Source organism: Pseudoduganella sp. OTU4001 (assembly GCF_038440195.1).
In the GTDB taxonomy this organism is placed as follows: Bacteria; Pseudomonadota; Gammaproteobacteria; order Burkholderiales; family Burkholderiaceae_D; genus Rugamonas.
In genome coordinates this window covers 1-13,290 of the sequence record NZ_JASATG010000059.1, presented here as the reverse complement: position 1 = coordinate 13,290, position 13,290 = coordinate 1, and the positions used below count along the sequence as shown (strand labels likewise).

Sequence of the window (13,290 nt, the reverse complement as noted above, 5' to 3'; positions counted from 1 at the left end):
CCCCCCCCGGGGGCCCCCCGCGCGCCCGTGGCCGCCGCCGGTCCGTGTCAGACCCTGCGGGTCTGACACCGGTTGTCCGGTTTGTGGCAGCGCTGCTGCTGGCCATCGCCCTGCCCGCAACCGCCGCGCCGCAATTGCGCAACCTGGTCGCCATCGAAGGCGTGCGCGACAACCCGCTGGTCGGTTACGGCCTGGTGGTCGGCCTGAACGGTTCCGGCGACTCGACCCAGGTCAAGTTCGCCAGCCAGTCGGTGGTCAATATGCTCAAGCAGTTCGGCGTCAAGCTGCCGGACGGCGCCGACGCCAAAAGCAAGAACGTGGCCGCCGTCATGGTGTCGGCCGTGTTCCCGCCCGGCTACCGCCGCGGCCAGCCGATCGACGTCACGGTTTCCTCGCTGGGCGACGCCAAGAGCCTGCGCGGCGGCTCCCTGCTGCTGACCCCGCTCAAGGCCGCCGACAACGAGGTCTACGCCCTGGCCCAGGGCAATGTGGTGGTGGGCGGCCTGGCCGCCGCCGGCAAGAGCGGCTCCTCGGTCACCGTGAACACCCCGACCGCCGGCCGCATCCCCAACGGCGCCGTGATCGAGCGTGAAATCCCGACCGATTTCGCCAGCAAGCCCACCGTCCACCTGTCGCTGAAACAGCCGAACTTCCAGACCGCCACCAATATCGTGGAAGCGATCAACCGCAAGTTCGGCGAAGTGGCCAGCACCGCCGACGGCACCGGCATCGACGTGCTGGCGCCGGAAAACCCGACCCAGCGCGTGGCCTTCATGGCCAAGCTGGAAGCGCTGCCGGTGGAAGTCGGCTCCGACATCCCGAAAGTGGTGTTCAACTCGCGCACCGGCACCGTGGTGATTGCCGACGGCCTGCGCGTGAAAGCCGCCGCCGTGACCCACGGCTCGCTGAAAGTGGTCATTTCCGAAAGCACCAAGGTCAGCCAGCCCCAGCCGTTCAGCCAGGGCCAGACCACAGCCAGCCCGCAGTCGCAGGTCTCGGTCGACGAGGCCAAGCCGCAGATGTTCAAATGGCCGGCCGGCGCCAAGCTGCAAGCCATCATCGACGTGGTCAACAGCCTGGGCGCCACGCCGGACGACATCATGGCAATTTTGCAAGCCCTCGACCAGGCCGGCGCCATCGAAGGCGAACTGGTGGTGATCTGATGGATAGCCGCTTCATCCCGATGCAGGTGCGCCAGCTGGAGATCGGCGAGCCGGCGGAAGCCAAAATTGGCCAGTCCGCCCCGGCCCCGCAGACCGAGGAAGCGCGCTACCGCGCCAAGGCCACCGAAGCCGCCGTCAAGTTTGAAAGTTTCTTCATCGCCCAAACCCTGCACAAGATGCGCGACGCCACCCGCGCCATGGCGGATGAGGACAGCCCCCATAAAGATTCGATCAACAGCGATATGCTGGACATGGCTGACACCCTGGTGGCCGACCAGCTGGCCGGCCGCCGCGCCTTCGGCGTGGCCGACGCCATCCTGCGCCAATTGCTGCCCGCCCCTACTTCCACACCGGAAACTTCACTTCCGGCTAAGAAAAATCCGACCGACGCTTAATGGCACGCGCAACGCGGTCGCCTTTACACGTTAACGGGTGAAAAGTGCCATAGAGCAACCACCCAAGCCAAGGGAATCCACATGTCGATTATTAACAATGCCCTGTCCGGTTCGTTGGCTGCGCAAGCCGCCCTGAACACGACCAGCCAGAACATTGCAAACTTGCAAACTAAAGGCTATACCCGCCAGGGTGTGGTACTGGCCGCCGTCGCGCCGGCCGCCGGGACCTACGGCGCCGGTTTCGGCGTCGAAGTGAGCAAGCTGGTGCGCTTCTCTGACTCCTACAAGAGCCAGCAGCTGTGGCGCGCCAATTCCGACCTCGGCGCACGCACCCAGGCGCAACCGTATTTCACCCAGCTCGAGCGCGTCATGGGCGACGAGCAGACCAGCCTGTCGAATGGGGTCGACCAGTTCTTCCGCGCCCTGAACGCGGCCGGCGTGGACCCGGTGTCCAGCCCGCTGCGCCAGCAGGTGGTGACCGCCGCCAACGCCATGGCGCAATCTTTCAACAGCATCTACAACGTCACGCGCCAGCAGGAAGTATCGATTTCGCAGCAGCGCGACGCCATCCTGCCGCAGCTGAATACCCTGTCGGCCAATGTCGCCGCCCTCAACAAGCGCATCACCGAAGCCGGCGCGCTCGGCACCAATACCTCCGGCCTGGTGGACGAACGCGACCAGGCGATCGACGCCCTGGCCAACCTGGTGGCGATCGAGGTGCTGGAACAGCCGGACGGCACCCGCAGCGTCTCGCTGCGCAGCGGCCAGCCGCTGGTGGTGGGCAACCTGGCCGGCACCCTGGCCATGAACAGCACCTCCGGCACCCCGGTGCTGGAGCTGACGTTCGGCGGCACCGTGTTCGGCCTGGACGACACCAAGATCGGCGGCCAGCTGGGCGGCATTGGCGACTTTGAAAAGAATATCCTGCAGCCGCTGCAGCAATCGCTGGTCGACATGGCCGACCAGCTGGCCAGCAAGGTCAATACCCAGCTGGCAGCCGGCTTCAAGCCGGACGGCACGCCGGGCACCGACCTGTTCAGCTTCAACGCCACCGGCGCCGGCGGCATCCTCAGCATCACGCCCGGCATCCTGGCCACCGACCTGGCATTCTCGTCCGACGGCACGCCGGGCGACAGCGGCAACCTGCAATTGCTGATCGCCCTGAAGAATTCGCCGGTCACCCTGACCTCGATCGGCGCGGTCCTGCTGGGCGACGCCGACACCCAGCTGGTGGGCAAACTGGGCATCGACAGCGGCCAGAACCTGTCGCTGCTGGAAACCGCCACCACCATCCGCCAGCAGTCGGAAGACGACTGGGCGGCAACCAGCTCCGTCAACAAGGACGAGGAAGCGATCAATCTGGTGGAATTCCAGAATATGTACCAAGCGAACATGAAAGTGATCGCCGTGGCCAATGAATTGTTTGACGCCACTTTGGCGCTGTTCTGAGGTAAGTGACCATGCTGCGAATCGCCACCAACCAGTTCCAGGCGTCGATGAACCGCTCGCTGTCGATCAACCAGACCATGATCGCCAAGCTGACCGAACAGATGGCCACCGGCAACCGCATCCAGGTGCCGTCGGATGAGCCGATCGCCAATGTACGCCTGTCGCGCCTGCGCCGCGAAGAGAATATCGTCAGCCAGTACGTCGACAATATCGAAGCGGTCAAGATCCGCCTGTCGAAGAACGAAACCTACCTGACCTCGATGGTCAACGACATCGGCGCCGCGCGCGACCTGTTCGTGTGGGCCGCCGACGGCTCGAATACGCCGGAAGACCTGAACGCCATGGTCAACAGCCTGGTCGCCCTGCGCGACTCGCTGTACTTCAACGGCAATACGCTGGACCAGGAAGGCAAATACATCTTCTCCGGCACCCTGACCTCGACCCAGGCCCTGACCGTCGATAACACCCAGGCGCCCGGCTTCCGCTACAGCTATACCGGCAACAACGGCGTGCAGGAGGTGGTGGTCGGCAACGGCATCACCCAGCCGGCCAATGTCACCGTGGACGGCATGCACGACTACCTGAACCAGCTCGACGTCGCGATCGACACCCTGAGCCAGGCCGGCGTCAACCCGAACGATCCGGCGGTGCGCGCCAACCTGACCGCCGCGCTCAATGGTTCCGATACCGCGCTGGCCCTGGTCGCCGGCAAGGTCGCCAATTTCGGCGGCGCCCAGAACGTGATGGAAACCCTGTCCAACAACCATGCCAACGTGAGCTTGTCGAACAAGATGGCCATCACCGACATCGCACAATTGGATTACGGTCTCGCTGCGACCCAGCTGACTGGTTACAATAACGCCTTGCAAGCCACTTACCAGGCGTATTCGAAAGTCAACAACCTGTCGCTGTTTAACGTACTGTAAACATCATGGAAATCGCCCAGCGCCCCAGCACATCCGGCCTCGCCTCCCGCGCCACCGCCAATCCCGGTGTCGCCCAGGCCGAGTCCGCGCTGGCCGATTCCGGCGCCGCGCTGGAGCAGGCCGCCGGTGCCAATGCCGCCCCGGCGCCGCTGCGCCGCGGCCTGAGCAAGATCGACGCGCCGCTGCAGAACGACGTCTCCGGCGCCCAGCAAGCGATTGATTTCCTGGAACAGAGCGCCGCCCAGCTGCGCGCCCTGAAGACCGACCTCGCCGCCAAGCTGGCCACGCGCCAGATGCGCGACGGCCAGGTCGAACAGCGCGTGCGCCAGTTCACCGACACCTGGCGCAACCGCACCCAGGCTTCCGGCGGCACGCTGGACGCCCAGCTGAATTACTCGACCGAACCGTCCACCCAGCGCTTCACCGTGCGCGGCATGACGCTGGCCAACCTGCGCAACGGCGCCCGCGAAACCCTGGCCGTCTCGGTCGGCGGCGGCACCGCCGGCCTGCGTTCGGTGCACCTGACACCCGGCCTGTCCGACGCCGAAATCGTCGCCCGCTTCGACCAGGCCATGGCGCCGGCCGGCGTGCGCGTCAGCGTCAACAAGGATGGCGAGCTGGTGTTCTCCGCCCCGGAGAGCAACTGGCCCGCCCTGCGCGAATCGCTGGCGGTGCAAGGCGGCGGCATCCGCTTCCCGGCCGGCCAGTTGAACCGCCTGAAAGCCGAAGCCGAAGCGCCTGCCGTGGTCCCGGAAGGCTGGGGCACCAGCGACATCGAAGCCATGCGCGCCACCTTGCAGCAAGTCACGCAGGCCCTGGCCCACGTCGAAGCCGCCCTGGCCAAGGTGCGCCAGGAACTGGCGATGGCCGCCCAGCGCGCCAAGATCGACTTGCCGGAGATTGAAGTCGCCGGCATGGGCCAGATGGCCGAAGTGTTCGCCAATGTCGCCAACGAGCCCGGCTACGGCGCCCTGGTCTCCCTCACCTCCGCCCTGGTCGGCATCAACCGCGACCGCGTCGTCTCCCTCCTCCGCCTCAGCTAAATTTCGTCGAAGCAAAACAGGGACGGAACAAGTTTTCTGCGAAAACTTGTTCCGTCCCTGTTTTGCTTCGACGAAACTTCAGGCCAGGCGGGCGGGGCCGCGGGCCATGGCGCTCATCTGGGCCGGCGGCATGGGGTGGGCGTAGACGTAGCCTTGGGCGTAGTCGCAGCCGGCGGCTTTCAGCAAGTCGAGCTGGGTCGGGGTTTCGACGCCTTCGGCCACCACTTTCAGGCCGAGCTTGTGGGCCATGACGATGATGCCTTCGCAAAGCGCCAGGTCGCCGGAATCGCCGGCCAGGTCCATCACGAAGCTGCGGTCGATCTTGAGGTAGTCGATGTCGAATTTCTTGAGGTGCGCCAGCACGGAATGGCCGGTGCCGAAGTCGTCCAGCGCGACTTGCAGGCCCATCGACTTGAACTGGCGCAGGCGTTCCATCACGGGGCCGCTGTGGTCCAGCAGCAGCCGTTCGGTGATTTCGATAACGATGCTGCGCGGCGCCAGCTGCAGGCGCTCGACGTATTGCATCCACTCTTCGAAAACGTGCGGGTCCGAGCGGAACTGTACCGGCGACTGGTTGACGCTGATCTGGAACGGCCGCCCCAGCTCTTCCTGCCAGCGCTTGGCCTGGTCGGCCGCGTTGCGGAACACCCAGTCGCCGATTTCCAGAATAATGCCGCTGGCCTCGGCGCTGCCAATGAACTCGGCCGGGTTCAGCATGCCGCGCTCGGGATGCCGCCAGCGCAGCAGCGCCTCGGCGCGTTCGATGGTGCCGTTGTGCAGGTTGACGATGGGCTGGTAGTGCAGCTCGAACTGGTCGTTGGCGACGGCCATCTGCAAATCACGCGTCAGCCGCATGCGCCGCTGGGAGGCGGCCTGCATATCGGGCGTGAAATAGCTGTAGCGGTTGCGGCCGGCATTCTTGGCGGCGTACATGGCCTGGTCGGCGTTGCGCAGCAAGTGCTCGGGGTCGCTGGCGTCCGACGGGTGCAGGGCGATGCCGACGCTGGCCGAGACCGATCCCGTGCTGCCGCCCAGCAGGAAGGGCCGGTTCAGGGAAGCGATGATCTGCTGCGCCACGCGTTCGGCGCTGGTCACGTGGTCCAGCCCGGGCAGGATCACCACGAACTCGTCGCCGCCCAGGCGGGCCAGGGTGTCGGAGGCGCGCACGCAGGAGGCGATGCGCGAAGCGGCTTCCACCAGCAGGGCGTCGCCCATCTCATGCCCTAGACGGTCGTTGATTTCCTTGAACTGGTCGAGGTCGATGAACAGCAGCGCCAGGAACAGGCCGTCGCGCCGCGCCTTTTTCATTTCCTGCGACAGGCGGTCCTGGAACATATTGCGGTTCGGCAGCGCCGTCAGCGTGTCGTAGTTGGCCTGATGCCAGATCAGTTCGGCAGATTGCTTGCGCTCGGTGATATCGCTGACCAGCGCCAGCGCGCCGATATAGCTGCCGTCGCCATCGAAGATAGGGTTGGTGGCCAGCGTGGCCCACATTTCCGTGCCGTTCTTGCGCATGAACTTGAACTCGTGGCGCTCGGCGATGCCTTGCTGGCGGCGGGCGATATTGCGTTCCAGCAGGGAACGCCCTTCCTCATCCATGAAGGCCACCAGCGGCTGCTCCAGCATCTCTTCGATGGTGTAGCCGAGCATGGCGGCCATTTTGGGATTGACGAAGCTGGTGCGGGCGCTGGCGTCGATTTCCCAGATGCCTTCCTCGGCGCTGTGGACGATGCGGCGGAAGCGCTCCTCGCTCTTTTCCAGCGCCGCCAGCTTGCCTTCGGCCAGTTCCAGCACCACCCGGAATTGCGCGGCGCCAGCAGCACCGCTGCCCAGCAGGGTAACGGCAAAACCACGGTCGCCACGCCCGCGCGTCATCTGCAACGACAGCCGCTGCGGCTCGTCGCCGGCCAGGCAGGCGTTGACGAAGCCGTCGAAGTCGGCCATGAAGCGCTGGGCGATAAACTGGCGGAAGGGAATCCGTTCGGGATTGTTGCGTGGCAGACCCAGCAGGTCGGCGCCCACCAGGTTCATCTGCAATACCGTGGTGTCGCTGGCCAGTACGAAGTAACCGACCGGGGCCAGCAGGTAGAGGTCGTTGAAATAGTCTTGCTCGCGGACAAAGGCGACGCCGCCATCGCCATTGCCATTGCCATTGCCATGGCGGTATTCCACCGGCGGCGTGCCGCCCATGGCCGCCAGCATGGCTTCGCCAGGCAAGAGCTGGTCCAATCCTGCCAGTCCAGGGACGGCAGTCCTGATGGCGGTGGCCTGCTCCGCCGTTCGGGCATGCTGGTCTTTATCCATATGGCTTCCAGCCTAGCATGCCCTTGTAGCAATGTCGAGTAGCTAACTTTTAACGGTGGGAGCGGTTCAGCCGTTGTTCGGCAAAGCGTTGTAATTGCTCGAAAGCGAGGCTGAGAATCCAGTAAATCGCGGCGGCCGCGAGGTACAGCGGCAGCGGGCGGAAGGTGGTGGCAATCACTTCCTTGGTCGATAGCATCAGCTCGGTCATGGTGATCACGGAAACCAGCGAGGTGTCCTTGATCAGGCTGATCAGGGTATTGCTCATCGACGGCACCGCAATGCGCAGGGCCTGCGGCATGACCACGTAGCGCAGGGTCTGGCCGTAGCCCATGCCCAGGCTGTAGCTGGCCGACCACTGGCCTTTGGGAATCGACAGCATGGCGCCGCGCAGGCTTTCCGACAGGTAGGCGCCGGCGTTCAGGCTCAGCGCCAGGATGCCCGCCGTGACGGGCGTAAATTCGATGCCGACCGACGGCAAGCCGTAGTAGATGACGAACATCTGCACCAGCAACGGCGTGCCGCGCATCAGGCTGACGTACACATTGGCCGGCCAGCGCAGCCACTTCCACGGCAGGATGCGCATCACGGCGGTCGGGAAGCCCAGCAGCAGGCCGCCCACCATGGAGGCGACCGCGAAGACCAGGGTATAGCCGGCGCCCTTCAGCATCACCGGCGCCGCTTCATGCAGCAGGTCCAGCCACTCCATGCTTACGGCGCCTTGGTCACGTCGGTGCCGAACCATTTCATGGAAATGGCTTTCAGGCTGCCGTCGGCGGCGGCATCGGCCAGCACCTTGTTGAGGGCTGCCTTGAATTCAGGATTGCCCTTCTGGAATGGGATGCCCATGCGCTCGGTATTGCCGACGCGGGCGCCGGCCTTGATCGGCAGCTTGGTGGTTTTCAACAGGTAGGCGGTGATCAGGCTGTCGTTCAGGGCGGCGTCGATACGGCCCAGCGCCAGGTCCTGCAGGTTTTCCGGCGCGGCCGGGTAGCCCTTGACCTCGATGCCCGGCACGGCTTTCAGCTGCATCTCATAGACGCTGCCCTGCCCTGCGCCGACGCGTTTGCCCTTCAGCTGCTCGAGCGAGGTCCAGTTATTCTTTTCGTCCTTGCGCACGATCAGCATCGGCGAGGAGTAGATGTACGGCACGCTGAAGTCGAAGGCCTGCTCGCGCTTGGGGTTGATGCCGACCTGGGAAATGATCACATCGTACTTATTGCTGGCCAGGCCGGCCAGGATGGACGCCCACTCGGTGGTCACGAACTCCGGCTTCAAGCCCAGCTTGCCCGCCACCAGGCGCGCCACGTCCACGTCATAGCCCGCCAGCTCGCCATTCTTTTCCTTGAAGTTGAACGGCGGGTAGACGCCTTCCATGGCCACTTTCAGCGTGCCGCGCGCCTTGACGGTCTGCAGCAGGTCGGCCGCATTGGCGTGCAGCGCGGCTGCGGCCAGCAGGAGGGCGAGGATGGGTTTGCGCATCGTGGATCCTTTAGTAAGAACGGCGGCGGCCAAAGTTGTGGCCTACAACGAGGGTGGTGGAGGCGATCAGGGTCGACAGGCCGAGGATCAGCTGGATGAGCTTGTCTTCCGGCAGGGCCCATACGCGGCCTTTGGGCGGCTCCATGCCGGACACCGCGCACAGGAGAGGCTCCACCCAATCGGCTTCTGGCGTAACATCAAGGATAACGGCGCCCTCGGTGGTCTGCATGTAAATGTCGCCGCCCTCGGCCAGGCTGAAGCACACGCCATAGCCGGTTTCCTGCTTGCCGACGTGTTCCTTCAGCGCGAGGTCGTGCTCGGCGATCCACAGCTCCACATCCTGGGGCGTTTCCAGTGCCGTCCAGGGGACGGGGCGAAAGCGCGGCTTGGCCGCATCGTCATCATCAATCAACATGGCTCAGGAGTGTAACCGAAAGCTCGGGAGGTAGTATGAAAGTAAACGAATATGTTTCTGAGTTTGAGAGCTTCTTCGGCAAGCTGCTGGAAGAGCATCCCGAAATGGTGGAAGACCAGCGCAAGGGCTGGAACATCTGGTGGGACCATCGGGTCGACCTGGAGGCCGAACGCCTGGCCCGCACGGATGCGGTGCCGACGCCGGCCTACTATTACCACTAGCCCTTCCAGCTGCGCTGCAGGCCCGTATCGGCATGGATCCAGCCGCCACGCGGCCCTTCGCGGTAATAGAAACCCACGCCGCCCTGGCGGAAACTCTGCACCAGGCTGCCCAGCACCTCCGCATTCAGGTTAGGGATGCGGATATCGGCCGCGCGTCCGCTCATGTGCAGCGACTGGCGCGCCGCCGGAATACCCTGCTCGATCAGGCGCTTATTGGAAGCCGGGGTGCGGTAGCCGGACAGGATCTCGACCGGGCTCTCGATCCCGAAGCGCTGCACGAACGCTTGCGCGCCCCACAGGGTTTCGAACAGCTTGGGGTCGATCGGTGCGGTTTCCTTGCCGTTCACATCGCGCAGCATATGGCACAGTTCCTGGTAGGCCGAGTCGATGATCTCGCCGTCCTTCCAGTACAGCAGGCGGGCCTTCTCGCCGCTTTGCGGCCGGATCATGCTGATGGTGCGCGGCTTGAGCCAGAAGTCGAGGTCGAGCATCTGGGCGTCGAAAATATCGGGAGGCGGCTCCGGCTCCTGCGCGGTGCGGCCGATCAGCGGCAGGCCAGCCAGGGCCGTGCCCGCCATCATGTGTAGGAAGTCTCTGCGTGTCGCCATGGCAAATCGTAATCTTGCAATACGGTTACTATAGCAATAGCAGGGGGGCGCGGGAAACCCTTATTGAGAAAATCCTTTAAGAGTCTGTCGTAAACCGTGCAGCGGGCGACTGCAGCACCAGGTCGGATTCCGCCACCGCGACGCAGGGCAGGATGAAGCCTTCCCGTTTCTCCTCCAGGCTCAGCCCCGGCCACTCGATCAGGTGGCGCGCGCTGCCCTGCTGCACCTGGCAGATGCAGGTACGGCAGGTGCCGTTGCGGCAGGAACTGGGCAACACCACGCCTGCCCGTGCGGCAGCCGCCAGCAGGCTGGCTTCGCCGTCCGTTTCGAACGATAATCCCTTCGGCTCAACTTTTATCAAAAACACAATGCCTCGCTATATCGCCCTGCTCCGCGGCGTCAGCCCGATGAACTGCAAGATGCCGGAACTGAAAGCCGCCTTCGAAAGTGCTGGATTCTCCAACGTCAGGACCCTGCTATCAAGTGGAAATGTCGCGTTCGACGCGCGCGCCGCCAGCGAAGCCACGCTCGAGCGCAAGGCCGAAGCCGCGATGGAGGCTGCGCTGGGTCGCAGCTTCTACACCATTGTGCGCAGCCAGCAGCATCTGGTCGAGCTGCTGGCAAACGACCCCTACCCCGCCCTCCGCGCCAGCGGCCTGCCCAAGCGCGTGGTCAGCTTCATGCGCGGCAGGCCGCAGCCGAAGGCACCGCTGCCGCAGTCGCTGGACGGCGCGCACCTGCTCGGCATCGTCGGCAACGACATTTTTTCCGAGTATGAGCCCAGTGCGGACGGCCCCGCCTTCATGCGCCTGATCGAGAAGACCTTTGGTAAAGACATCACCACCCGAACCTGGGATACAGTCCGCAAGTGCAGTGCAGCATGAAATGCTGCCTAAACGACCATTCATACAGGCACCCATTGCAGTACAATATGCGACTCGGCTGCGCCGGCACCCGGCAAGCTACAGGAAGAATATCAAGCGGACACCATCCGCATTTGAGGGAATACATATGTCTGACAAGTCCAAAATCATCTATACCCTGACCGACGAGGCGCCTCTGCTGGCGACTTATTCCCTGCTGCCGATCGTGCAAAAATTTGCGGCACCTGCAGGCGTCGACGTCGTTACCAGCGACATTTCCGTAGCCGCCCGCGTGCTGGCAGCCTTCCCGGAATGCCTGACCGACGAACAGAAGGTACCTGACAACCTGGCCGAACTGGGTGCACTGACCCAGAACCCGGACACCAACATCATCAAGCTGCCGAACATTTCGGCATCCGTCGCCCAGCTGGTCGCCTGCGTGCGCGAGCTGCAGGCCGCCGGCTACAAGCTGCCGGACTACCCGGAAGACGCCAAGACCGAAGAAGAGAAAGCACTGAAAGCCCGCTACGGCAAGTGCATCGGCTCCGCCGTGAACCCGGTCCTGCGCGAAGGTAACTCCGACCGCCGCGCACCGAAGGCAGTGAAAGAATACGCACGCAAGAACCCGCACTCGATGGGCGAATGGAGCCAGGCTTCGCGCACCCACGTGTCGCACATGCACGGCGGCGACTTCTACCACGGCGAAAAGTCCATGACCCTGGACAAGGCGCGTGAAGTGAAGATGGAACTGCTGACCAAGTCCGGCAAGACCATCGTGCTGAAGCCAAAGGTCGCCCTGCAAGCCGGCGAAATCATCGACTCCATGTTCATGTCGAAGAAAGCCCTGCTGGAATTCTACGAGCGCGAAATCGACGACGCCTACAAGACCGGCGTGATGTTCTCGCTGCACGTAAAAGCCACCATGATGAAGGTATCGCACCCGATCGTGTTCGGCCACTGCGTGCGCATCTTCTACAAGCAGGCGTTCGAGAAGCACGCCAAGCTGTTCGAAGAACTGGGCGTGAACGTGAACAACGGCATGGTCAACCTGTACGAGAAGATCGAAAAGCTGCCAGCGTCGCAGAAGGACGAGATCCTGAAAGACCTGCACGCCTGCCTGGAAAACCGTCCGAAGCTGGCCATGGTCGATTCGGCCAAGGGCATCACCAACTTCCACTCGCCGAACGACGTGATCGTCGATGCATCGATGCCAGCGATGATCCGCATCGGCGGCAAGATGTGGGGCGCCGACGGCCGCACAGCGGACGTCAAGGCAGTGATGCCGGAGTCCACCTTCGCCCGCATTTACCAGGAGATGATCAACTTCTGCAAATGGCATGGCAACTTCGATCCGAAGACCATGGGCACCGTGCCGAACGTGGGCCTGATGGCGCAGCAAGCCGAAGAATACGGCTCGCACGACAAGACTTTCGAGGTGCCGGAAGCCGGCATCGCCAACATCACCGACCTGGCCACCGGCGAAGTGCTGCTGACCCAGAACGTGGAAGAAGGCGACATCTGGCGTATGTGCCAGGTGAAGGACGCGCCGATCCGTGACTGGGTCAAGCTGGCCGTCACCCGCGCCCGCAACTCCGGCATGCCTGCCGTGTTCTGGCTCGACACCTACCGTCCGCACGAAGCGGAAGTGATCAAGAAGGTGCAGGTGTACCTGAAGGACCACGACACCTCCGGCCTGGACATCCAGATCATGTCGCAGACCCGCGCCATGCGCTACACCCTGGAGCGCGTCTCGCGCGGCCTGGACACCATCTCGGTGACCGGCAACATCCTGCGCGACTACCTGACCGACCTGTTCCCGATCCTGGAACTGGGCACCTCGGCCAAGATGCTGTCGATCGTTCCGCTGATGGCGGGCGGCGGCATGTACGAAACCGGCGCCGGCGGCTCGGCGCCGAAGCACGTCAAGCAGCTGGTGGAAGAAAACCACCTGCGCTGGGATTCGCTGGGCGAGTTCCTGGCCCTGGCCGTGTCGTTCGAAGAACTGGGCATCAAGACCGGCAACGCGAAAGCCAAGATCCTGGCCAAGACCCTGGACGAAGCCACCGGCAAGCTGCTGGACAACAACAAGTCCCCTTCGCCGCGCACCGGTGAGCTGGACAACCGCGGTTCGCACTTCTACCTGTCGATGTACTGGGCCCAGGCCCTGGCAGCGCAGAACGAAGACGCTGAACTGAAGGCCAAGTTCACCCCGGTCGCGAAAGCACTGAGCGAAAACGAAGCCAAGATCGTGGAGGAGCTGAACTCCGTGCAAGGCAAGGCGATGGACATCGGCGGCTACTACAAGCCGGACGCAGCCAAGACCTCCGCCGTGATGCGCCCAAGCGCCACCTTCAACGCAGCGCTGGCTTCCCTGTAAGCCCTAACGCTCCGCAAAAAAGCCCGCAGCAGCGGGCTTTTTTTATT

The 13,290-nt window shown here is 63.8% G+C and carries 14 protein-coding genes; 8 read left to right on the top strand and 6 right to left on the bottom strand.

The features are described from left to right. Positions 1–62: 62 nt before the first annotated feature. The 5 genes from AAHE99_RS26175 to AAHE99_RS26155 all read left to right on the top strand — a co-directional run bounded on the left by AAHE99_RS26175 (position 63) and on the right by AAHE99_RS26155 (position 4,976). Positions 63–1,163: a flagellar basal body P-ring protein FlgI gene (locus AAHE99_RS26175; RefSeq protein WP_446728961.1), complete on the top strand. Its 1,101-nt coding sequence runs from the start codon at positions 63–65 to the stop codon at positions 1,161–1,163. Continuing rightward, a complete protein-coding gene (locus tag AAHE99_RS26170) occupies positions 1,163–1,558 on the top strand; it encodes a flagellar biosynthesis protein FlgJ (RefSeq protein WP_342120874.1) in 396 nt (131 codons plus the stop codon). Before AAHE99_RS26175 ends, AAHE99_RS26170 begins: the two co-directional genes overlap by 1 nt. Before the next feature lie 81 nt (positions 1,559–1,639). Beyond that, complete coding sequence (flgK, locus tag AAHE99_RS26165) at positions 1,640–3,007, top strand: flagellar hook-associated protein FlgK (RefSeq protein WP_342120873.1); 1,368 nt, start codon at positions 1,640–1,642, stop codon at positions 3,005–3,007. Between the two features lie 11 nt (positions 3,008–3,018). Continuing rightward, positions 3,019–3,933 carry a flagellar hook-associated protein FlgL gene (flgL, locus tag AAHE99_RS26160; protein ID WP_342120871.1) on the top strand — a complete coding sequence of 305 codons (915 nt, stop codon included), beginning with the start codon at positions 3,019–3,021 and terminating at the stop codon, positions 3,931–3,933. Between the two features lie 5 nt (positions 3,934–3,938). Further along, positions 3,939–4,976, top strand: coding sequence for a hypothetical protein (locus tag AAHE99_RS26155; RefSeq protein WP_342120869.1), 1,038 nt, complete (start codon positions 3,939–3,941; stop codon positions 4,974–4,976). 78 nt (positions 4,977–5,054) lie between these two features. Here the strand turns inward: AAHE99_RS26155 and AAHE99_RS26150 are convergent, their stop codons facing one another. Genes AAHE99_RS26150 through AAHE99_RS26135 form a run of 4 tightly spaced genes read right to left on the bottom strand, consistent with a single transcriptional unit; the run spans position 5,055 to position 9,174 of the window. Further along, positions 5,055–7,280 (bottom strand): putative bifunctional diguanylate cyclase/phosphodiesterase, encoded by a 2,226-nt coding sequence (locus AAHE99_RS26150; RefSeq protein ID WP_342120868.1) that lies wholly within the window; start codon positions 7,278–7,280, stop codon positions 5,055–5,057. A 49-nt stretch (positions 7,281–7,329) separates the two neighbouring features. Next, positions 7,330–7,986, bottom strand: coding sequence for an amino acid ABC transporter permease (locus tag AAHE99_RS26145; protein ID WP_342120867.1), 657 nt, complete (start codon positions 7,984–7,986; stop codon positions 7,330–7,332). Between the two features lie 2 nt (positions 7,987–7,988). Then, positions 7,989–8,759 carry a transporter substrate-binding domain-containing protein gene (locus tag AAHE99_RS26140; protein ID WP_342120866.1) on the bottom strand — a complete coding sequence of 257 codons (771 nt, stop codon included), beginning with the start codon at positions 8,757–8,759 and terminating at the stop codon, positions 7,989–7,991. Positions 8,760–8,769: 10 nt separating this feature from the next. Further along, positions 8,770–9,174, bottom strand: a complete 405-nt coding sequence (locus AAHE99_RS26135) for a hypothetical protein (RefSeq protein WP_342120865.1) — start codon at positions 9,172–9,174, stop codon at positions 8,770–8,772. 35 nt (positions 9,175–9,209) lie between these two features. On the opposite strand from AAHE99_RS26135, the gene AAHE99_RS26130 reads away from it, so the two are divergent. Then, positions 9,210–9,395 carry a DUF3460 family protein gene (locus AAHE99_RS26130; RefSeq protein ID WP_342120864.1) on the top strand — a complete coding sequence of 62 codons (186 nt, stop codon included), beginning with the start codon at positions 9,210–9,212 and terminating at the stop codon, positions 9,393–9,395. Here AAHE99_RS26130 and AAHE99_RS26125 read toward each other — a convergent pair. Together AAHE99_RS26125 and AAHE99_RS26120 are read right to left on the bottom strand one after the other, a co-directional pair. Next, on the bottom strand, positions 9,392–9,973 hold the full coding sequence (locus AAHE99_RS26125; protein ID WP_342120875.1) for a YcbK family protein: 582 nt from the start codon (positions 9,971–9,973) through the stop codon (positions 9,392–9,394). The two genes, AAHE99_RS26130 and AAHE99_RS26125, sit on opposite strands and share 4 nt — an antisense overlap. 106 nt (positions 9,974–10,079) lie before the next feature. Next, positions 10,080–10,370, bottom strand: a complete 291-nt coding sequence (locus tag AAHE99_RS26120) for a 2Fe-2S iron-sulfur cluster-binding protein (RefSeq protein ID WP_342120863.1) — start codon at positions 10,368–10,370, stop codon at positions 10,080–10,082. Position 10,371: 1 nt separating this feature from the next. Between AAHE99_RS26120 and AAHE99_RS26115 the strand changes: the two genes are divergently transcribed. Then, the gene (locus AAHE99_RS26115; protein WP_342120862.1) at positions 10,372–10,887 is read left to right on the top strand and encodes a DUF1697 domain-containing protein; all 516 of its coding nucleotides are present in this window, start codon (positions 10,372–10,374) and stop codon (positions 10,885–10,887) included. A gap of 127 nt (positions 10,888–11,014) precedes the next feature. Next, positions 11,015–13,243, top strand: coding sequence for an NADP-dependent isocitrate dehydrogenase (locus AAHE99_RS26110; RefSeq protein ID WP_342120861.1), 2,229 nt, complete (start codon positions 11,015–11,017; stop codon positions 13,241–13,243). The last annotated feature ends 47 nt before the right edge of the window (positions 13,244–13,290 follow it).

Coding starts and splice junctions, on each gene's coding strand:
- AAHE99_RS26150 (WP_342120868.1), bottom strand. CDS start 7,280: ATGGATAAAGACCAGCATGCCCGAACGGCGGAGCAGGCCACCGCCATC.
- AAHE99_RS26115 (WP_342120862.1), top strand. CDS start 10,372: ATGCCTCGCTATATCGCCCTGCTCCGCGGCGTCAGCCCGATGAACTGC.
- AAHE99_RS26145 (WP_342120867.1), bottom strand. CDS start 7,986: ATGGAGTGGCTGGACCTGCTGCATGAAGCGGCGCCGGTGATGCTGAAG.
- flgL (WP_342120871.1), top strand. CDS start 3,019: ATGCTGCGAATCGCCACCAACCAGTTCCAGGCGTCGATGAACCGCTCG.
- AAHE99_RS26140 (WP_342120866.1), bottom strand. CDS start 8,759: ATGCGCAAACCCATCCTCGCCCTCCTGCTGGCCGCAGCCGCGCTGCAC.
- AAHE99_RS26170 (WP_342120874.1), top strand. CDS start 1,163: ATGGATAGCCGCTTCATCCCGATGCAGGTGCGCCAGCTGGAGATCGGC.
- AAHE99_RS26155 (WP_342120869.1), top strand. CDS start 3,939: ATGGAAATCGCCCAGCGCCCCAGCACATCCGGCCTCGCCTCCCGCGCC.
- AAHE99_RS26110 (WP_342120861.1), top strand. CDS start 11,015: ATGTCTGACAAGTCCAAAATCATCTATACCCTGACCGACGAGGCGCCT.
- AAHE99_RS26130 (WP_342120864.1), top strand. CDS start 9,210: ATGAAAGTAAACGAATATGTTTCTGAGTTTGAGAGCTTCTTCGGCAAG.
- AAHE99_RS26125 (WP_342120875.1), bottom strand. CDS start 9,973: ATGGCGGGCACGGCCCTGGCTGGCCTGCCGCTGATCGGCCGCACCGCG.
- flgK (WP_342120873.1), top strand. CDS start 1,640: ATGTCGATTATTAACAATGCCCTGTCCGGTTCGTTGGCTGCGCAAGCC.
- AAHE99_RS26135 (WP_342120865.1), bottom strand. CDS start 9,174: ATGTTGATTGATGATGACGATGCGGCCAAGCCGCGCTTTCGCCCCGTC.